Source organism: Kitasatospora sp. Ki12 (genome assembly GCF_054601375.1).
The window spans coordinates 78944-98305 of sequence record NZ_BAAIHT010000001.1 but is presented as its reverse complement, the minus strand read 5'-3'; the positions used below and the strand labels follow the sequence as shown (position 1 = coordinate 98305).

Below are 19362 nucleotides of genomic sequence, written 5' to 3'. Positions count from 1 at the left end.
GCGATGACCGAGACGGCCACCCCCGTGCGACGGACCGCCCCCGGCGGCAGCGAGCGGCCGCTGACCGAGGCGTACGACACCGCCCTGCTGGACCTGGACGGCGTGGTCTACGCGGGCGCGCACGCGATCGAGCACGCGGTGGCCTCGCTGGACACCGCCCGCACGGTCGGGATGCGGCTGGCGTACGTGACCAACAACGCCTCCCGCCCGCCGCGCGTGGTGGCCGAGCACCTGACCGAGCTGGGTGTCCCGGCCGAGCCGACCGACGTGATCAACTCGGCCCAGGCGGCCGCCCGGGTGCTCGCCGAGAAGCTGCCGGCCGGGGCGAAGGTGCTGGTCGTGGGCGGCCTGGGGCTGGAGGAGGCGCTGGCCGAGCGGGGGCTGGTCGCGGTCCGCTCGCTGGCCGACGGGCCGGTGGCGGTGGTCCAGGGCTTCGACCCGTCGGTGGGCTGGACGGACCTGGCGGAGGCCTCGTACGCGGTGCAGAGCGGGCTGCCGTGGGTGGCGTCCAACCTGGACCTGACCGTGCCGCGGGCGCGCGGCATCGCGCCGGGCAACGGCACGCTGGTGGCGGCGGTGCGGGCGGCGACCGGGGTGGAGCCGGAGGTGGCGGGCAAGCCGCTGCCGCCGATGCACCGGGAGACGGTCCTGCGCACCGGTGCCGAGCGGCCGCTGGTGGTCGGGGACCGGCTGGACACCGACATCGAGGGCGCGTTCAACGGCGGGGTGGACAGCCTGCTGGTCTTCACCGGCGTGACCACCCCCGAGCTGCTGCTGGCGGCGCCGGTCGAGCACCGGCCGACCTACCTGGCGGCCGACCTGCGCGGTCTGCTGGTCCCGCACCCGGCGGTGACGGCCGGGGCCGACGGCTTCGCGTGCGGCGGCTGGGTCGCGGGCGTCGAGGGCGGCGTGCTGCGGCTGACCGGGGCCGGGGACCGCTGGGACGGCCTGCGGGCGCTGTGCGCGGCGGCGTGGACGGCGCTGGACGCGGACGGCGCGCCGGTGGACGGACAGAAGGCGCTGGCCGAGCTGGGCTTCTGAGCAGGGGCGGGCCGGCAGGGTCCCCGGGGTGCCGGGGACCCGTGGGCCCGGGCGTCAGAGCAGGGTGCGCAGCCGCAGCAGGTCGCGGAAGCCCGCTTCCAGCCGGACCCGGCCGCTCGCCCAGGCGGAGGCGAAGTTGAGCCGGCCGCCGACCAGGGCGACCAGGTCGTCGCTGCTCATGGTGAGCCGGATGTCGGCCTTCCCGGCGGGCGGGCCGGGCGCGGCGACCACGTCCTGGATCCGGCCGTCGCGCAGCTGACCGGCGAAGGTCAGGTCGAGGTCGGTGATCCGGCAGCTGAGCGAGCGGTCGAGGGACGCGGCCGTGCGGACGTCGCCGGTGGACTTCGCCATGTTCCGGCTGAGCTGCTCCAGTGCCTCCCGGCACTCCTCGGCGTTCGCCATGGGCGGCGGCCCCCTCCCCCGGTCGCTACGGTGCGGACTGCGGGCCACGGTACCTCAGCGGGGTTTTGGCGGTAGCGTCGTCCGTGGGGTGCCCGGAAACGGCCCGGGTACTGAGGGCGACGGAGCGACGCGCGTAGGCGATTGGGAGGCACCCGGATGCTGCCGAGGACGGTTCGGGGAGTGGTGGAGACCGCCGCCGTGGTGGTCGAGGAGGTGGGCAAGCGGGTCGTCGTGACGGCCGCCTCGATCCTGGAGAAGGCCGGGGTCGACGTCGCCGAGGTGGAGCGTCGGCTGGGCGGGCAGTTCCCGCCGTCCGCGAAGACGCTGCAGACGCTGGCGGAGGAGGCGGTCACCGCCGGGCGGGCCGGGGTGGACCTGGCGGTCGGGGTGGCGCGCAACGAGGCCGAGAAGGTCTTCGAGAAGGTCGGCGACCAGGTCACCAAGGTCGGCGTGGTGCTGGCGTACCTGGAGACCAAGCTGCGCGAGGTCGAGGAGGAGGCTCCGGCCGCGGGGCCCGGTGAGGGGCCGTACGACGAGGAGCCGGTGCCGGCGCCGCGGGCGGACGACCTGTTCGGGCGCGGCTGGGAGGACGAGGAGCAGCGGTCGGCGTTCCGGCCGGCGGGGGAGCCGATAGTCGCCGAGCGGGTGGAGGTGGACGAGCCGGTCGAGTTCGACCCGCCGGTCCCCCCGGTCGGTCCGCGCTCCCCGGAGGCGCCGGCGGAGCGGGAGCCGAAGGCCGAGCCGCGGAAGGCTCCGGTGCGGAAGACGGCGGCGGAGCGGGCCGAGCCGGCGCAGGCCGAGCCGGCGCAGACCGCGGCGAAGAAGGCCGCGGCGAAGAAGACGGCCGCGAAGAAGGCGGTGGCGAAGAAGGCGGTGGCGAAGAAGGCCACGGGCTCGAAGGCCGCCGCCAAGAAGACGACGACCGTCAAGAAGAGCGCCACCGCCAAGCGGGCCACCGCCGCCGAGCAGGCCGCCGACCAGCCCAAGACCCCCGCGAAGCGGACCGCGACCAAGAAGACCACCGTCCGCAAGGCGACCAGTACGAGGAAGCCCGATGCCCGGGACGAGTGAACCGAGCACGCCGGCCGACCCGGCCGCCCCCGGGCGGCGGGTCGAGCCGCTCGGCGTGGAACTGCTGCCCACCGGCCACCCGGTGGTGGACGCCGGGCTGGCCCGGCTGGAGGCCTTGGACGGGGTCCCCGCCGAGGCGCACGTCGCGGTGTACGAAGATGTTCACCAGCGGTTCGCCGACGCGCTGGCCGCGCTCGACCAGGAATGATCCGCAGGACCCGTAGGAGCTGAAACACCAGTGGCAGTGGCACGACGCCGACTCGACGCGGAGCTCGTCCGCCGCAAGCTGGCCCGGTCGCGCGAGCACGCGTCCGAGCTGATCGCGGCCGGCCGGGTGACCGTCGGCGGCACCACCGCGACCAAGCCGGCCACCCAGGTGGAGACCTCGGCGGCGGTCGTGGTGGCCAAGGACGACAACGACCCCGACTACGTCTCGCGCGGAGGGCACAAGCTCGCCGGCGCGTTCGCCGCCTTCGTGCCGCAGGGCCTGGTCGTCGAGGGCCGCCGGGCGCTGGACGCGGGCGCGTCCACCGGCGGGTTCACCGACGTGCTGCTGCGGGCCGGCGCGGCCGGTGTGCTGGCGGTGGACGTCGGCTACGGGCAGCTCGCCTGGTCGCTGCAGAGCGACGAGCGGGTCACCGTGATGGACCGCACCAACGTCCGCGAGCTGACCCCGGAGCTCATCGGCGGCACCCTGGTGGACCTGGTGGTGGGCGACCTGTCGTTCATCTCGCTGGGCCTGGTGCTGCCCGCCCTGGCCTCCTGCGCGGCCGAGGACGCGGACCTGGTGCTGATGGTCAAGCCGCAGTTCGAGATCGGCAAGGAGCGCCTGGGCAGCGGCGGGGTGGTGCGCAGCCCGGAGCTGCGCGCCGAGATGGTGCGCCAGGTGGCCGGGCAGGCCTGGGAGCTCGGGCTGGGCGTGCGCGCCGTCACCGCGAGCCCCCTGCCGGGACCGTCCGGCAACGTGGAGTACTTCCTCTGGCTGCGCCGGGACGCCCCGCGGCTGGACCCCGCGGAGGCGGACCGGGCCGTGGCGGAGGGGCCCCGGTAGGGTGCTGGGCGGACGTCCGGCCCGTCATGCTGTGTGACGGGCCGCACCGGGGCCGAAGGCGACCCGGCAGGCGTTAGGGAGAGGGCAGCGGCATGAGCGACGAAGCACGTACGGTCTTCCTGATCGCGCACACCGGCCGGGAGGCGGCGCTGCGCAGCGTCGAGGGCCTGGTGCACGGGCTGCTGAAGGCCGGGCTCCGGATCAGACTGCTGGAGGCCGAGGCGGTCGACCTGGACCTGCCGGACGGCGTGGAGAAGGTGGCCGAGGGCCCGGGGGCGGCGGACGGCTGCGAGCTGATCCTGGTGGCCGGCGGGGACGGGACGCTGCTGCGCGGTGCCGAGCTGGCACGCTCGCACGGCCTGCCGATGCTCGGGATCAACCTCGGCCGGGTGGGCTTCCTCGCGGAGGCCGAGCGGGACGACCTGGCCGTGGTGGTCGAGCGGGTGGTCGACGCGGACTACGAGGTCGAGGAGCGGATGACGATCGACGTCATCGTCCGCACCAACGGCGACGTGGTGCACGAGGACTGGGCGCTGAACGAGGCCTCGATCGAGAAGGCGGCCCGGGAGCGGATGCTGGAGGTGGTGACGGAGGTGGACGGCCGTCCGGTCTCCAACTTCGGCTGTGACGGCGTGGTGTGCGCGACGCCGACCGGTTCCACCGCGTACGCGTTCTCCGGCGGCGGGCCGGTGGTGTGGCCGGAGGTGGAGGCGCTGCTGATGGTGCCGATCTCGGCGCACGCGCTGTTCGCCCGCCCGCTGGTGACCTCGCCCGAGTCGGTGCTGGCCGTCGAGGTGCAGCCGAAGACCCCGCACGGCGTGCTCTGGTGCGACGGGCGGCGCTCGGTCGAACTGCCCGCCGGGGCGCGGGTGGAGGTCCGCCGGGGCCGGACGCCGGTGCGGCTGGCCAGACTGCACCGGGCGCCGTTCACCGACCGGCTGGTCGCCAAGTTCGCGCTGCCGGTGACGGGTTGGCGCGGCCGGGCGGACCACCACTAGGAGGGCCCGGACGGAGCCGGCGGGACCGGCCGGCGGGCGTCGGACCGCGGGCGTCAGACCGCCAGCGGCTGGTCCTCGTCGGCCGGACCGAGCCGGCCGCCGGCCGTCGCGCGTTCGGTCAGCGCGGCGAGCCGCTCGACGGCGTCCTGGACGGTCGCGGCGGGCACGGTGAGCGGGATCCGGACGTGGTGCTCGAAGGCGCCGTCCGAACCGAAGCGGTTGCCCGAGGCGATCCGCACCCCGGCGCGCTCCCCGGCCCGCGCCAGCGCCGCGCCGGACACCCCGTCGGTGGAGACCCACAGGGCGAGCCCGCCGGTCGGCATCGGGAAGCTCCAGCCGGGCAGGTGCTCGGGCAGCGCGGCGGCGAAGGCGTGCGCGGTGGCCCGCAGCCGGTCCAGCTGGTGGGCCCGGACGGCGGGCAGCGGCTCGCCGAGCAGTTCGGCGGCGATCAGCTGGTCCAGCACCGGGGTGCCGACGTCGCTGTAGACCCGCTCGCCGGCCAGCCGGCGCACCAGCGCGGGTGCGGCCCGCACCCAGCCGATCCGCAGGCCGCCCCAGAGCAGCTTGCCGGCCGATCCGACGGTGACCACCTGGGCGGCCCGGTCCAGCGCCGCGACCGGGCGCGGCAGCGGCACGGACTCCGGTACGCCCCAGCCGAGTTCGGCGGTGGTCTCGTCCACCAGCACGATGCTGCCGGCGGCCCGGGCGGCGGCCAGCAGCTCGCGGCGCTGCTCCTCGTCGATCAGGGCGCCGGTCGGGTTGTGGAAGTCCGGGATCACGTAGGCGAGCCTGGGCGCGGCGCCGCGCAGCACCCGCCGCCACTCGTCCTGGTCCCACCGCGGCCGCGGGGGCGCGGGCGTGCCCGTCGGCCCGGGGCGGTACGCGTACGGCACCGGGACCAGGCGCGCGCCGGAGAGCCGCAGCGCCTGCAGGGTGTGGGCGTAGCTGGGCGCCTCGACGGCGACCCGGTCGCCGCGGCCGACCAGTACCCGCTGGACCAGGTGCAGGCCGCCCATCGCGCCGGTGGTGATCAGGATCTGGTCGGGCGTGGTGGGCAGTCCGCGCTCGGTGTAGCGGCGGGCGACGGCCTCGCGCAGCACCGGGACGCCGGTGGGGTAGTGGCCGTGTCCGGCGGCGTAGTACGGCAGCTGCTCGACGGCCCGGGCGGCGGCGGCGCCGAGCCAGGGCTGCGGGGCGGGCAGCGCGGCGACGCCGAGGTCCAGGGTGTGGCCCTGCTCGTCCGGCGGGACGGGGTGCAGGGCGTCGCCGGGCGGCGGGGCGCCCTCGGGCAGGGCGGTCCAGCTGCCCGCGCCGCGCCGGCTGCGCAGGTAGCCGTCGCCGCGCAGCGTCTCGTACGCGGTGGCGACGGTGGTGCGGCTCAGTTCCAGGGCGGTGGCCAGCTCGCGTTCGGCGGGCAGCCGGGCGCCGACCGGCAGCCGGCCCTCGGTGACCAGCAGCCGGATCTGCCCGGCGAGGGTGCGGTAGGCGGGGCGGCGGGTGGCGGCCGGCTCGGGGAGCCGGGCGGTGGTGAGCAGCCGGGCCAGCGCGGGCGGGGTGACGGTGGTGTGCCAGTCGGCCATGGCGATCAGTCCACTTGCTCGTGATTGGCCCTGGAGGGGTCTGCTTTGGCCTGGCCATCATGACAGGGCGGCCTCATCGTCCGCCACCGCCGGGCCACCCGGAGGTGCAGCACCACCACGGGAACACCGGGAGCACCCTTGGCCACCACGACCCCGACCACAGCGACCACGACCGCCGCCGCGGCACCCGCCGCCCGTCCGGCCGGCCTCGCGGCCCGGTTCCTCGGCGACACCCACGGCCTGGCCCGCCGCCTCCCGCAGCTGTTCACCGGCCTCGCCCTGTACGGCGTGAGCATGGGCCTGATGCTCCGGGCCGGCCTCGGCCTCGACCCCTGGGACGTGCTGCACCAGGGCCTGCAGCGCAGCCTCGGCCTCTCGGTCGGCGCCTGGGTGACGATCTGCGGCGCCCTGGTGCTGCTGCTCTGGATACCGCTGCGCCAGCGCCCGGGCCTGGGCACCGTCTCCAACGTGCTGGTGATCGGCGCGGCGATGGACCTCACGCTGCGGCTCGTGGACGGCTTCGAGGCCCTGCCCGCCCGGATCGCCGTGACGGCCGCCGCGATCGTGCTCAACGGCCTGGCCAGCGGCCTCTACATCGGCGCCCGGTTCGGCCCCGGCCCGCGCGACGGCCTGATGACCGGCCTGCACCGGCGCACCGGCCGCTCGCTGCGGCTGATCCGCACCGGCATCGAACTGGCCGTGCTGGCCGCCGGCCTGCTGCTGGGCGGCACCGCCGGGGTCGGCACCGTCGCGTACGCACTGGCGATCGGCCCGCTGGTGCAATTCTTCCTGCCCTGGTGCACCGCGCCCGCACCGGTACGAAACCCCCGGAAGGGATGAACTTCGGGGCACGGAGTTGCCGCGCGCCGTTGCCGCTCGTCGCGCGCCGGGGGCGGACCCCCGTAAGGTCGTCTCCGTGTTGGACGAGATGCGGATACGGGATCTTGGGGTCATCGACGACGCGGTGGTCGAACTCGCCCCCGGCTTCACCGCCGTGACCGGTGAGACCGGTGCGGGCAAGACCATGGTCGTCACCAGCCTCGGCCTGCTGCTCGGCGGGCGCGCCGACCCGGGCCTGGTGCGCAACGGCACCGGACGCGCCGTGGTCGAGGGCCGGCTGGAACTGCCCGCCGACTCGCCCGTGGCGGCCCGGGCGGTCGAGGCCGGGGCCGAACTGGACGACGGCGCCCTGCTGATCAGCCGGACCGTCTCCGCCGAGGGCCGCTCCCGGGCGTACGTGGGCGGGCGGGCCGTCCCGGTCGGGCTGCTCGCCGAACTCGGCGAGGACCTGATCGCGGTGCACGGCCAGACCGACCAGCAGCGCCTGCTGCGCCCGGCCCGCCAGCGCGGCGCCCTGGACCGCTACGCGGGCGCGGCGGTGGCCGAACCGCTGGCCCGCTACCGGGAGACCTACCGGCAGCTGCGCGAGGTCTCCGCGACCTTGGAGGAACTGACCACCCGGGCCCGCGAGCGCGCCCAGGAGGCCGACCTGCTGCGCTTCGGCCTGGACGAGATCGCCGCCGCCGAGCCGGTGGCCGGCGAGGACACCGAGCTCTCCGCCGAGGCCGAGCGGCTCGGCCACGCCGACGCGCTCTCCTCCGCCGCGACCCTCGCCCACACCGCCCTGGCCGGCGACCCGGCCGACCCGGAGGCCCTGGACGCCGGCACCCTGCTCGCGCAGTCCCGCCGCGCCCTGGACGCCGTGCGCCACCACGACGAGCGCCTGGCCGCGCTCGCCGACCGGCTCAACGAGGTCGGCTACCTGCTCGCCGACGTGGCCGGCGACCTGGCCGGGTACGCGGACGACCTGGACGCCGACCCGGTGCGCCTGGCCGCCGTCGAGGACCGCCGGGCCGTGCTGGCCCAGCTGCTGCGCAAGTACGGCGGCGAGGAGAACACCCTCGCCGAGGTGATCGCCTGGTCCGAGGCCGGCGCCGCCCGGCTCGCCGAACTCGACGGCGACGACGACCGGATCGACGAGCTCGGCGCCCGGGAGACCGAGCTGCGAGCCGAGCTGGCCGAGCTCGCGGCCGAGGTGTCGCAGGCCCGGCAGGCCGCGGCCGGGCGCTTCGCCGGGGCCGTCTCCGCCGAACTCGCCGAACTGGCCATGCCGCACGCCCGGGTGACCTTCGCGATCAGCCAGGTCGACGACCTGGCCGGGATCGAGGTCGGCGGCCGCACCGTCGCGTACGGCCCGCACGGCGTGGACGAGGTCGAGGTGCTGCTCGCCCCGCACCCGGGAGCCCAGCCCCGCCCGATCGCCAAGGGCGCCTCCGGCGGTGAGCTGTCCCGCGTGATGCTCGCCGTCGAGGTGGTCTTCGCGGGCGCCGACCCCGTCCCGACCTACCTGTTCGACGAGGTGGACGCGGGCGTCGGCGGCAAGGCCGCGGTCGAGATCGGCCGCCGGCTGGCCAAACTGGCCGAGTCCGCCCAGGTCGTGGTGGTCACCCACCTCCCGCAGGTCGCCGCGTTCGCGGACCGGCACCTGGTGGTGGAGAAGACCAACGACGGCACCGTGACCCGCAGTGGTGTCAAGGTGCTGAACGACGAGGAGCGGGTGCGCGAACTCTCCCGGATGCTGGCCGGACTGGAGGACTCGGAGCTGGGCCGCGCCCACGCCGAGGAACTGCTGGCCGCCGCCCGGACCCCGCGCCACCCCTAGGGCGCGCCTGAAGACGGGCCCGAGGGCGTCCGCGGGACGCACCCGGGCCGGCGCCGGCGGCCCCGCGGACCGTCGGCGACGCGCCCCGGGTGGCGTCGACTGTCCAAGAGGGCCGCCGACCTGGCATGGTGGCCGCTGGACACTGGCTTCCCAGCCCCGAGCGCCGCCGGGCGGGCAATCCTCGCGAAGCGGCGCGCGAACCTGATCGAGTCGGATGCGAGACGACGTGGACCATTCCGCCGCCCGGGCCACCGCGGCCGCCCCGGAACCGGGGCAGCTGCACGTGGTACTCGTCCTGGCCGCCAGCACCGGCGGCATCGGTGCGCACGTGCGCTCCCTGGCCCAGGGCCTGGTCGCGCACGGAGTGACCGTCACGGTCTGCGCACCGGCCGGCACGGACGCGCTGTTCGGCTTCTCCCGTACGGGCGCCCGGTTCCACACCGTCGACATCACCCCCACCGCGGGCGCCCGCAGCGACGCCACCGCGATCGGCGAACTGCGCCGGGCCTTCACCGGCGCCGACGTGGTGCACGCCCACGGGCTGCGCGCCGGGCTGCTCTCCGACCTCGCGCTGCGCACCGCGGGCCGCTTCCCCGGCCTGCGCCCGGAGACCCCGCTGGTGGTCACCTCGCACCACGCGCTGCTGGCCACCGGCATGGAGCGCCGGCTGCAGCGGCTGATGGAGCGCCGGGTCGCCCGCGCCGCCGACCTGGTCCTCGGGGCCTCCTCCGACCTGGTCGCCCGGGCTCGGGAACTGGGCGCCACCGACGCCCGGCTGGGCCCGGTGGCCGCCCCGCCGATGCCCGAGGGCCGGCTCGACCGGGCCGAGGCGCGGGCCGCCCTGCTCGGCGACGGACCGGACCGCCCGCTGGTGCTGGCGGTCGGCCGGCTCGTCCCGCAGAAGGCCTTCGGGCTGCTGCTGGACGCCACCCGGGAGTTCGCCGAGCCGGCCCCGGAGCCGCTGGTGCTGCTCGCCGGGGACGGCCCGGAGGCGGGGCCGCTGCGCGAGCGGGTGGCCGCCGAGAAGCTGCCGGTGCGGCTGCTCGGCTACCGCACCGACGTGCCCGACCTGCTGGCCGCCGCCGACGTGGTGGTCGTCTCCAGCCGCTGGGAGGCCCGCTCGCTGGTGGTGCAGGAGGCGATGCGGGCCGGCGTGCCGGTGGTGTCCACCGCCGTCGGCGGCGTCCCCGAACTCGTCGGCGACGCCGCCGTCCTGGTGCCCCCCGGCGACCCGGTCGCGCTCGGCGCCGCGGTGCGCGCCCTGCTGGCCGACCCGGACCGCCGCGAGCGGCTGGTGGCGGCCGGCCGGCAGCAGGCCGAGACCTGGCCGGACGAGGCCGCCACCGTCGCCCAGGTGCTCAGCACCTACGACGAGCTGGTCCAGCGCGGTTAGGGCCCGTCCTGCGGGTCAGACCGTCGCCTGCTCGACCCGGTCGGCCGCCGGGCCGTCCGGCTGGGCCGACAGGTACGCGGCGCCGCAGGCGGTCAGCCGCAGGGCGGTGTCGATCAGCGGGACGTGGCTGAAGGCCTGCGGGAAGTTGCCGACCTGGCGCTTGAGCCGCGGGTCCCACTCCTCGGCGAGCAGGCCGATGTCGTTGCGCAGCGAGAGCAGCTTGTCGAACAGGTCGCGGGCCTCCTGCACCCGGCCGATCATGGCGAGGTCGTCGGCCAGCCAGAACGAGCAGGCCAGGAAGGCGCCCTCGTGGCCGGAGAGCCCGTCGACGTTGTTGCCGGACTCGTCGTGGGTCGGGTAGCGCAGCACGAAGCCGTCCTCGGTGGACAGTTCGCGCTGGATCGCCTCGATGGTGCCGATCACCCGCTTGTCGTCCGGCGGCAGGAAGCCGACCTGGGGGATGAGCAGCAGCGAGGCGTCCAGCTCCTTGCCGCCGTAGTACTGGGTGAAGGTGTTGCGCTCCGGGTCGTAGCCCTTCTCGCAGACGTCCCGGTGGATGGTGTCGCGCAGCTCGCGCCAGCGCTCCAGGTGGCCGTCGGCGGGGGCGTCGCCGGGGGCGTCCTCGGGGGTCTGCTCCAGCAGCTTGATGGTGCGGTCGACGGCGACCCAGGCCATCACCTTGGAGTGGACGAAGTGCCGGCGCGGGCCGCGGACCTCCCAGATGCCCTCGTCCGGCTCCTGCCAGTGCTCCTCCAGGTAGTCGATCAGGCGCAGCTGGAGGTGGTGGGCGTGGTCGTTGCGGACCAGGCCGGTCATGTGGGCCAGGTGCAGGGCCTCCACCACCTCGCCGTAGACGTCGAGTTGGAGCTGCCCGGCGGCGCCGTTGCCGATCCGGACGGGCTGCGAGCCCTCGTAGCCGGGCAGCCAGTCCAGTGAGGACTCGGTCAGCTCGCGCTCGCCCGCGATGCCGTACATGATCTGCAGGTTCTCCGGGTCGCCGGCGACGGCCCGCAGCAGCCACTCGCGCCAGGCCTTGGCCTCGTCGCGGTAGCCGGTGCGCAGCAGCGAGGAGAGGGTGATCGCGGCGTCCCGCAGCCAGGTGTAGCGGTAGTCCCAGTTGCGCTCGCCGCCGATGTCCTCGGGCAGCGAGGTGGTGGGGGCGGCGACGATACCGCCGGTGGGGGCGTAGGTGAGGCCCTTGAGGGTGATCAGGGAGCGGATCACGGCCTCGCGGTAGGGGCCCTGGTAGGTGCACTGCTCGGCCCACTCGTGCCAGAAGTCGGCGGTGGCGTCGAGCATCGCCTCGGCGTCCGGGGCCTTGGGCGCCTCCAGGTGGGAGGCCTGCCAGGTGAGGGCGAAGGCGATCCGCTCGCCGGCGGTCACGGTGAAGTCGGCGTAGGTGGTGAGGTCGCGGCCGTAGGTCTCCGAGACGCCGTCCAGCCAGACCGAGTCCGGCCCGGCGACGGCGACGGTGCGGTGGCTGCCGTCGGCCTGCTCGACGCGGTGCACCCAGGGCACGATGCGGCCGTACGAGAAGCGCATCCGCAGCGCGGAGCGCATCCGGACGGTGCCGGCCACGCCCTCGACGATCCGGATCACCTGGGGGACGGCGTCCTTGCCGGCCAGCGGGCGGGGCGGCATGAAGTCGATCACCCGGACGGTGCCGCCCTGGGCGTCCCACTCCTGCTCCAGGACCAGCGAGTCGCCCCGGTAGCGGCGCCGGTCGGCGGGCACGGCGGGGGCGGCGGCGGTGGGCGGGGGCACCCGGAGGTCGGCGGTGTCGGCGACGCGGACCCGGCCCGTGGTGGCGGGGGGCGTGGCGGCGGCGGGGGCGGGGACCTCGGTCAGGACGGCTTCGGCCGGGCCGATCCGCCAGAAACCGTGTTCATCGGTGCCGAGCAGGCCGGCGAACACCGCCGGCGAGTCGAAGCGGGGGAGGCAGAGCCAGTCCACCGCCCCGTCCCTGCTGACCAGGGCAGCGGTCTGCATGTCCCCGATGAGTGCGTAGTCCTCGATACGGCCGGCCACGTGGATCTCCAGTTCGCAATGTGGTCAGGGCATCGGCGAGCGGAGAGAGCGAGCGGGTCTGCGGGGCCGGAGGTCCACCCCGGGACGTCCGGTCTGCCGGGGGGTGGTGGCAGGCCTTGCTGGAGTGTCCGCGCGGGGCTCGGTCGAGCCCCTGGAGTGGGTGGGGAGGAGCTGGAATACGGGGAGGTCCGGTCGCGCATCGGGGACCGGGAGTGTCCTGACCTCCCACGCCCTCCGCGTGCTCGTGCTGTCGGCGATGCGTCCGAGCAGCTTACGACGGACGAAAGGGGCGAAGCACGCGGGCGCAGCCCGGTGTGGCGCCGCAATTCGGCGGAAATGCCGTGCATCGCGGAGGCGCGGCGAAGGATGGTCCGGAAGGATCACCTCCGGGTGGTCGTTACGGAGGAGCCCGGATGGCCCGGACGGAAACCCCGGGCTGGCCCGGTCCGGCGGGTCGTGCGACCGGTGGGACGGGTGCGGCGGATGGTGCGCCGGTGGTGCGCCGGGCGCGCGCCCCCGGAGTGGCGCGCGCGGCCCGTACGGCGTCCCCGTCGCGTCACTGTTACCCTGGTATCCCGTGGACCGGCGGGATCAAAACGCCCCGGACCAGCCGAACCGGCGACCCATCGAGCGAGGTGCACCCCACCCGCCCACGCCGCCCGGCGAACCCCGAGCCTCCCGCCCACGTCACCTTCGACAAGCGACCCACGGGAGCCCCCTCTTGGCACAGCCCCATTCCGGCAAGGCAGCGAACGGCCGCGCCGTGACGACCAAGCACCTCTTCGTCACCGGGGGTGTCGCCTCTTCGCTCGGCAAGGGGCTCACCGCCTCCAGCCTCGGCGCCCTGCTCAAGGCCCGCGGCCTGCGCGTGACGATGCAGAAGCTCGACCCGTACCTCAACGTGGACCCGGGCACCATGAACCCGTTCCAGCACGGTGAGGTGTTCGTCACCGACGACGGCGCCGAGACCGACCTGGACATCGGCCACTACGAGCGGTTCCTCGACACCAACCTGCACGGCTCGGCGAACGTCACCACCGGCCAGGTGTACTCGACCGTCATCGCCAAGGAGCGCCGCGGCGAGTACCTGGGCGACACCGTCCAGGTCATCCCGCACATCACCAACGAGATCAAGTCCCGGATCCGCCGGATGGCGACCGAGGACGTCGACGTGGTGATCACCGAGGTCGGCGGGACCGTCGGCGACATCGAGTCGCTGCCGTTCCTGGAGGCCGTCCGCCAGGTCCGCCACGAGGTCGGCCGGGACAACGTCTTCTTCGTGCACGTCTCCCTGCTGCCGTACATCGGCCCCTCGGGCGAGCTGAAGACCAAGCCCACCCAGCACTCCGTCGCCGCGCTGCGCAACATCGGCATCCAGCCGGACGCCATCGTGCTGCGCGCCGACCGCGAGGTCCCGCAGGCGATCAAGCGCAAGATCTCGCTGATGTGCGACGTGGACGAGGAGGCCGTGGTCGCGGCCATCGACGCCAAGTCGATCTACGACATCCCGAAGGTGCTGCACGGCGAGGGCCTGGACGCCTACGTGGTGCGCCGCCTGGACCTGCCGTTCCGCGACGTGGACTGGACCACCTGGGACGACCTGCTGCGCCGCGTCCACGAGCCGCAGCACATCGTCAAGGTCGCCCTGGTCGGCAAGTACATCGACCTGCCCGACGCCTACCTGTCGGTGACCGAGGCGCTGCGCGCCGGCGGCTTCGCCAACAACGCCCGGGTCGAGATCAAGTGGGTCACCTCGGACGACTGCGAGACGCCCGAGGGCGCCCGTGAGCAGCTCGGCGACGTGGACGCGATCTGCATCCCCGGCGGCTTCGGCGACCGCGGCGTCAACGGCAAGGTCGGCGCCATCACCTTCGCCCGCGAGAACAAGGTGCCGCTGCTGGGCCTGTGCCTGGGCCTGCAGTGCGTCGTCATCGAGGCCGCCCGCAACCTGGCCGGCCTGCCCGAGGCCAACTCCACCGAGTTCGACGCCGCCGCCAAGCACCCGGTCGTCTCCACCATGGCCGAGCAGCTGGCCATCGTCGACGGCAAGGGCGACCTGGGCGGCACCATGCGCCTGGGCCTCTACCCGGCCAAGCTCGCCGAGGGCTCGATCGTCCGTGAGGTCTACGGCGGCGAGCAGTACGTCGAGGAGCGCCACCGCCACCGCTACGAGGTCAACAACGCCTACCGCGCGGACCTGGAGAAGACCGGCCTGCAGTTCTCCGGCCTCTCCCCGAAGGGCGACCTGGTCGAGTACGTCGAGTACCCGCGCGAGGTGCACCCCTACCTGGTGGCCACCCAGGCCCACCCGGAGCTGAAGTCCCGCCCGACCCGCCCGCACCCGCTGTTCGCGGGCCTGGTCAAGGCCGCCATCGAGATCAAGACCGCGGTCTCCGAGTAGGTCTCCGCGCCTCGGCCCGGGTAGTCTCCTCGGCCCGGGTCGCCTCCTCGGCCTCGGTCGTTCACCGGACGGCGGCCCCGCGATTCCCGCGGGGCCGCCGTTCGGCGTTAGATTGTGTCGTACTGACGAAAAGGGGAGAGCGATGGACGAGCAGAGCGACCTGCTGATCACCGACGTGGCCGAGGAGTGGGAGGTCCGGGCGACCGGAACACCGTTCCAGGGCAAGGTCACCGGCGTGCGCAGCGAGGAGGTCCGGATGCCCGACGGCAGCTGGGCCCGCCGCGACTACCAGACCCACCCCGGCTCGGTCTCGGTGCTCGCCCTCGACGACCGGCAGCGGGTGCTGATCCTGCGCCAGTACCGCCACCCCGTGCGCCAGCGGCTCTGGGAGCTGCCGGCCGGCCTGCTCGACGTCCCCGGCGAGAACCCGTGGCACGCCGCCCAGCGCGAGCTGTACGAGGAGGCGCACTGCAAGGCCGACACCTGGCGGATCCTCGCCGACTACTACACCTCCCCGGGCGGCACCGACGAGGCGCTGCGGATGTTCCTCGCCACCGGCCTGTCGCCGGCTGAGGGCGAGCGCTACGCGGCCGAGGGCGAGGAGCAGGAGATCGAGGTCGCCTGGGTGCCGGTGCCCGAACTGATCCGGCTGATCCAGGCCGGGCACCTGCACAACCCCACCCTGGTCACCGGCACCCTCGCCGTGCACGCCGCGCTCACCGGCCCGGACGGGCTGGACGCGCTGCGCCCGGCGGACTCGCCCTGGCCGGCCCGGCCCTTCGAGGCCTGAGCGGGGCGGGCCGGGCCCGGCCGGCGGGGCTGCGGCTGCGGGCCCGGGTCGGTGGGGGCGGTCGTCGAGAGGGCGCCCGGGAGCCGGCGGCCCGGCCGTTCGGGGCGCGGGCGGGTGACCCGGTTGATTCGCCCGGGTGATTCGACGGTTCGTACGACCGGATGTCACCTCGGCTGAACCGGGCGGTCGAACTACGCTTCGCAGACAGGGCGCCCGTCCACGGCGCCCCCGCTGAGCACCGGACGCCTCGTCCGGGTGCCGAGCGCCGGGTGCCGAGCGCGGGATACCGAGCGCGGAACGCCGAGCGCCGGATGCCGAGCGCGGGATGACGTCGGGAGTGGCACGGGTGGCGAGGAAGACGGCGACGACGGACCCCGGCCCCGACGCGCCCGCCGGGGCCGTCCCGGGACTGGAGCGGCTGCCGGCCGGGCCCACGCTCTTCGTCGGACGGCGCGCCGAACTCGCCGCACTGCGGGCGGCCGCCGCCCGTCCGGCCAGCGGCCGCTGCCCGGTCCTGGTGCTGGCCGGGCGCCCCGGCTCCGGCCGGACCGCGCTGGCCGCGCGCTTCGCCCGTACCGTCGCCGCCGACTACCCGGACGGCGTGCTGTTCGCCCGGCTGTCCGCCCCCGACGGCGGCCGGGTGCCGCCCGCGCGGGCCGCCCGGCTGCTGCTGGAGCAGCTCGACCCGGAGGCGGCCGTGCCGCTGCCCGGCGCGGTCGAGGACGGGCGCGACGAGCCGGGCTGCGTGGCGCTGCGCGAGGCCCTGGCCGGACTGCGGGTCCTGCTCGTCCTGGACGACGTGCGGGACGCCGGGCAGGTGTGGCCGCTGCTCGCCGACGAACCCGGCTGCCTGGTGCTGGCCACCACCGCCGGGCCGCTCACCGGGATCGAGGACATCGACCCGGTGATCCTGGGCGGCCTGGACCGGACCGCCTCCGGCGAACTGCTGGCCGACCTGGTCGGCGGCACCCGGGTCTCCTGCGACCCGGTCGGCGCGGCCGACCTGGCCGAGGCCTGCGCCGCCCGGCCCGCCGCGCTGCGGCTGATGGCGGGGTGGCTGCGGGGGAGCGCCAAGACCGCGGTCACCGACGCGGCGCGCGAGCTCCAGCGGGTGGTGGGGGAGGACCCGGCCGCCGGCGCCGGGTCCGTCCCGGACGCCACGGGTGGTGCGGGTGGTACGGGCGGTGTGACGAACGGGGCGGAGCCGGGCTCGGCGAAGGGGTCCGCGAAGGGCTCGGCGAAGGCTTCCGAGAAGGGCTCGGCGAGGACGGGCGCGGCCGGGACGGCGGGGGCGGGGCAGGCGGCTCCGTCGGGGAAACCGGCGGGCCGGTCGTCGGGGAACGAGCCCGGGAAGGCGTCCAAGAAGAAGGGGGAGGGCGCGGCCGCTCCCGAGGTCGCGTCGGCGGGCGATCCGGCGGCCTGGGTGAAGCCGGGCCCGGAGCCGGCCGAGCCGGTGCCCGTCCCCGACAACGACCCGCTGCTCGGGGCGTTCACCCTCCTGTACCGGGGGCTGCCGGCCGCCCAGGCGCGGATGCTGCGCACCCTCACCCTGGCCCCCGCGCAGACCGCCGATCCGCGCACCGCCTCCGCCCTGGTCGGCTGCCCGGTGCCGGACGCGGCGGCGACGCTGGCGGCCCTCGCCGAGCGGGAGCTGCTCGGCGAGGAGGCGCCGGCCGCCGACGGCACCCCGCGCTACCGGGTGCCCGGGCGGCTCTACCCCCGGCTGGTCCGGCTGCGCGAGCAGGAGGACCGGCCCGCCGAGACCGAACTGGCCCGGGCCCGGCTGCTGGAGCGGCTGGTCCGGCTCACCGAGTCCGCCCGCGCCCTGCTCGACCCCGAGGGCGGTCCGGCCCCCGAGGCGCTGCCGGCCGCGTTGCGGCTGCGCTCGGCCGAACACGCCCGCGCGTGGCTGCTCGGCGAGCGGGAGCTGCTGCTGGGCGCGGTGGCCGACGCGATCGGCCAGGGCGACCTGGACGGTTCGGCCGGGCGGCTGGTCACCGCGCTGCTGCGGGCGCTGCCGCTGACCGGTGCCGCCGCCCCCGCGGACCTCTACCGGCTGCACGAGCTGGTGCTCACCGTCGCCGAGCGCAACCGCCGGCCGCGCCGGGCTTCGGCCGCCCTGCTCAACCTGGGCGACCTGCAGGTCTCGGCCGGCCGCTGGGAGCAGGCCGCCGCGCACTACCGGGCCGCCCTGGAACACGCCCGGACGGCGGACGACGAGCCGCTCTGCGCGCGCGCCCTGGAGGGCGCGGCCGGCTGCCACCGGGCGCTCGGCGACGCGGTGCGCGCCGCCGATTGGTACGGGCGGGCGCTCGGGCTGCGGCAGTCCCTCGGGGACCACGCGGCCGAGGCCCGGCTGCTGGCCCGGGTGGCCGAGGCGCACACCGCCCAGCGCCGCTTCGACGAGGCGGACCGCGAGTACCGGGCGGCCCTCGCGGTGCTGCGCAGGATCGGCGACGAGCGCGGCCGGGAGACCGTCGGCGCGGCCCTCGCGGACCTGCGGGAACGCGTCGACGCCGGGTGGTGACGGGCGTTTCGGAGGTATTGTCGAAGATGCCCGGTTACGACGTCTTTGGTGGGTAAGTCGCGAGGGAAGCCTACGAACCTGCCAATGTGTGCGGGAAATTTATTCACTTTGGAAGGCTGACACGCCGACTGGGCTTCATTACACTCGGACGTAGTCGCGCAGCGATCCCGCCCCGGGCTGCCCGGAGGCTTCCCCACGTGCGCGTCGCCCACCGGTCTTCTCCGGTCGGGACCCCCATGGCAAGAGGACGTGTTCAGTCGTGAAGGTCGGCATCCCCCGCGAGGTCAAGAACCACGAGTACCGCGTGGCCATCACGCCCGCCGGCGTGCATGAGCTGGTCCGCAACGGACACGAGGTCTACATCGAGGACAACGCCGGTCTCGGCTCCTCGATCCCGAACGAGGAGTACGTGGCCGCCGGCGCCACCATCCTCCCCACCGCCGACGAGGTGTGGGCCACCGCCGACCTGCTGCTGAAGGTCAAGGAGCCCATCGCCTCCGAGTACCACCGGCTGCGCAAGGGCCAGACCGTCTTCACGTACCTGCACCTGGCGGCCGACCGGGCCGGCACCGACGCGCTGATCGCCTCGGGCACCACCGCCATCGCCTACGAGACCGTCCAGCTGGGCAACGGCGCGCTGCCGCTGCTCGCCCCGATGTCCGAGGTCGCGGGCCGCCTGGCCCCGCAGGTCGGCTCGTACCACCTGATGCGTCCGGCCGGCGGCCGCGGCGTGCTGCCCGGCGGCGTGCCCGGCACCCACCCGGCCAAGGCCGTCGTCATCGGCGGTGGCGTCTCCGGCTGGCACGCGGCCACCATCGCCATCGGCATGGGCTACGACGTGACCCTGCTCGACCGCGACATCAACAAGCTGCGCGAGGCCGACCGCATCTTCGGCACGAAGATCAAGGCCATCATGTCCAACTCCTTCGAGCTGGAGAAGGCCGTCCTCGAGGCCGACCTGGTCATCGGCGCCGTGCTGATCCCGGGCGCCAAGGCCCCGAAGCTCGTCACCAACGAGCTGGTCTCCCGCATGAAGCCGGGCTCCGTGCTCGTCGACATCGCCATCGACCAGGGCGGCTGCTTCGAGGACTCGCGCCCGACCACGCACGACGACCCGACCTTCCAGGTCCACGACTCGGTCTTCTACTGCGTGGCCAACATGCCGGGCGCCGTCCCGAACACCTCCACCTACGCGCTGACCAACGCCACGCTGCCGTACGTCATCGAGCTGGCGAACCGTGGTTGGAAGGAGGCGCTGCGCCGCGACGCCGCGCTCGCCAAGGGCCTGAACGTGCACGAGGGCCAGATCACCTTCCCGGCCGTGGCCGAGGCCTTCGGCCTGGAGTCGGTCTCCCTGGAGAGCGTGCTCGCCTGAACCCCCTGACCACCCGGCGGTCTTCCGCCACGGCGGTCGTTCG

At 75.2% G+C, this 19362-nt stretch carries 15 protein-coding genes; 12 read left to right on the top strand and 3 right to left on the bottom strand.

Annotated features, from left to right (window positions below):
- Nucleotides 1–3: 3 nt before the first annotated feature.
- On the top strand, nt 4–1041 hold the full coding sequence (locus tag ACYP53_RS00405; RefSeq protein WP_459646335.1) for an HAD-IIA family hydrolase: 1038 nt from the start codon (nt 4–6) through the stop codon (nt 1039–1041).
- Between the two features lie 54 nt (nt 1042–1095).
- Here the strand turns inward: ACYP53_RS00405 and ACYP53_RS00400 are convergent, their stop codons facing one another.
- Nucleotides 1096–1443: an SCP2 sterol-binding domain-containing protein gene (locus ACYP53_RS00400; protein ID WP_189925485.1), complete on the bottom strand. Its 348-nt coding sequence runs from the start codon at nt 1441–1443 to the stop codon at nt 1096–1098.
- Between the two features lie 180 nt (nt 1444–1623).
- On the opposite strand from ACYP53_RS00400, the gene ACYP53_RS00395 reads away from it, so the two are divergent.
- The 4 genes from ACYP53_RS00395 to ACYP53_RS00380 all read left to right on the top strand — a co-directional run bounded on the left by ACYP53_RS00395 (nt 1624) and on the right by ACYP53_RS00380 (nt 4563).
- Entirely contained in the window at nt 1624–2514 is an 891-nt protein-coding gene (locus ACYP53_RS00395) for a hypothetical protein (RefSeq protein ID WP_459646334.1), read from the top strand.
- Nucleotides 2498–2722, top strand: a complete 225-nt coding sequence (locus ACYP53_RS00390; RefSeq protein WP_459646333.1) for a hypothetical protein — start codon at nt 2498–2500, stop codon at nt 2720–2722. Before ACYP53_RS00395 ends, ACYP53_RS00390 begins: the two co-directional genes overlap by 17 nt.
- Before the next feature lie 36 nt (nt 2723–2758).
- Nucleotides 2759–3565, top strand: coding sequence for a TlyA family RNA methyltransferase (locus ACYP53_RS00385; protein ID WP_189925545.1), 807 nt, complete (start codon nt 2759–2761; stop codon nt 3563–3565).
- Nucleotides 3566–3657: 92 nt separating this feature from the next.
- Entirely contained in the window at nt 3658–4563 is a 906-nt protein-coding gene (locus ACYP53_RS00380) for an NAD kinase (RefSeq protein WP_189925490.1), read from the top strand.
- 53 nt (nt 4564–4616) lie between these two features.
- On the opposite strand, the gene yczR is transcribed toward ACYP53_RS00380, so the two are convergent.
- Entirely contained in the window at nt 4617–6143 is a 1527-nt protein-coding gene (gene yczR / locus ACYP53_RS00375; protein ID WP_459646332.1) for a MocR-like transcription factor YczR, read from the bottom strand.
- Nucleotides 6144–6437: 294 nt separating this feature from the next.
- Between yczR and yczE the strand changes: the two genes are divergently transcribed.
- The 3 genes from yczE (at nt 6438) to ACYP53_RS00360 (ending at nt 10198) form a co-directional block, all read left to right on the top strand.
- Entirely contained in the window at nt 6438–6983 is a 546-nt protein-coding gene (gene yczE / locus ACYP53_RS00370; protein ID WP_459647931.1) for a membrane protein YczE, read from the top strand.
- Nucleotides 6984–7071: 88 nt separating this feature from the next.
- On the top strand, nt 7072–8805 hold the full coding sequence (recN, locus tag ACYP53_RS00365) for a DNA repair protein RecN (protein ID WP_459647930.1): 1734 nt from the start codon (nt 7072–7074) through the stop codon (nt 8803–8805).
- 214 nt (nt 8806–9019) lie between these two features.
- Entirely contained in the window at nt 9020–10198 is a 1179-nt protein-coding gene (locus tag ACYP53_RS00360; protein ID WP_459646331.1) for a glycosyltransferase family 4 protein, read from the top strand.
- A 15-nt stretch (nt 10199–10213) separates the two neighbouring features.
- On the opposite strand, the gene ACYP53_RS00355 is transcribed toward ACYP53_RS00360, so the two are convergent.
- A complete protein-coding gene (locus tag ACYP53_RS00355) occupies nt 10214–12226 on the bottom strand; it encodes a glycoside hydrolase family 15 protein (protein WP_459646330.1) in 2013 nt (670 codons plus the stop codon).
- A 721-nt stretch (nt 12227–12947) separates the two neighbouring features.
- Here ACYP53_RS00355 and ACYP53_RS00350 point away from each other — a divergent pair.
- The 4 genes from ACYP53_RS00350 (at nt 12948) to ald (ending at nt 19319) form a co-directional block, all read left to right on the top strand.
- A complete protein-coding gene (locus tag ACYP53_RS00350; protein WP_373313945.1) occupies nt 12948–14627 on the top strand; it encodes a CTP synthase in 1680 nt (559 codons plus the stop codon).
- A gap of 142 nt (nt 14628–14769) precedes the next feature.
- Nucleotides 14770–15417, top strand: a complete 648-nt coding sequence (locus tag ACYP53_RS00345; protein WP_189925496.1) for an NUDIX domain-containing protein — start codon at nt 14770–14772, stop codon at nt 15415–15417.
- A 346-nt stretch (nt 15418–15763) separates the two neighbouring features.
- On the top strand, nt 15764–17944 hold the full coding sequence (locus tag ACYP53_RS00340; protein ID WP_189925498.1) for a tetratricopeptide repeat protein: 2181 nt from the start codon (nt 15764–15766) through the stop codon (nt 17942–17944).
- A gap of 259 nt (nt 17945–18203) precedes the next feature.
- The gene (gene ald, locus ACYP53_RS00335; RefSeq protein WP_189925500.1) at nt 18204–19319 is read left to right on the top strand and encodes an alanine dehydrogenase; all 1116 of its coding nucleotides are present in this window, start codon (nt 18204–18206) and stop codon (nt 19317–19319) included.
- The last annotated feature ends 43 nt before the right edge of the window (nt 19320–19362 follow it).

Excerpts from the sequence above, each read along its gene's own strand:
- yczE (WP_459647931.1), top strand. The coding sequence starts at position 6,438 with ATGGGCCTGATGCTCCGGGCCGGCCTCGGCCTCGACCCCTGGGACGTG.
- ACYP53_RS00360 (WP_459646331.1), top strand. The coding sequence starts at position 9,020 with ATGCGAGACGACGTGGACCATTCCGCCGCCCGGGCCACCGCGGCCGCC.
- ACYP53_RS00345 (WP_189925496.1), top strand. The coding sequence starts at position 14,770 with ATGGACGAGCAGAGCGACCTGCTGATCACCGACGTGGCCGAGGAGTGG.
- recN (WP_459647930.1), top strand. The coding sequence starts at position 7,072 with ATGCGGATACGGGATCTTGGGGTCATCGACGACGCGGTGGTCGAACTC.
- ACYP53_RS00400 (WP_189925485.1), bottom strand. The coding sequence starts at position 1,443 with ATGGCGAACGCCGAGGAGTGCCGGGAGGCACTGGAGCAGCTCAGCCGG.
- ACYP53_RS00390 (WP_459646333.1), top strand. The coding sequence starts at position 2,498 with ATGCCCGGGACGAGTGAACCGAGCACGCCGGCCGACCCGGCCGCCCCC.
- yczR (WP_459646332.1), bottom strand. The coding sequence starts at position 6,143 with ATGGCCGACTGGCACACCACCGTCACCCCGCCCGCGCTGGCCCGGCTG.
- ACYP53_RS00405 (WP_459646335.1), top strand. The coding sequence starts at position 4 with ATGACCGAGACGGCCACCCCCGTGCGACGGACCGCCCCCGGCGGCAGC.
- ACYP53_RS00380 (WP_189925490.1), top strand. The coding sequence starts at position 3,658 with ATGAGCGACGAAGCACGTACGGTCTTCCTGATCGCGCACACCGGCCGG.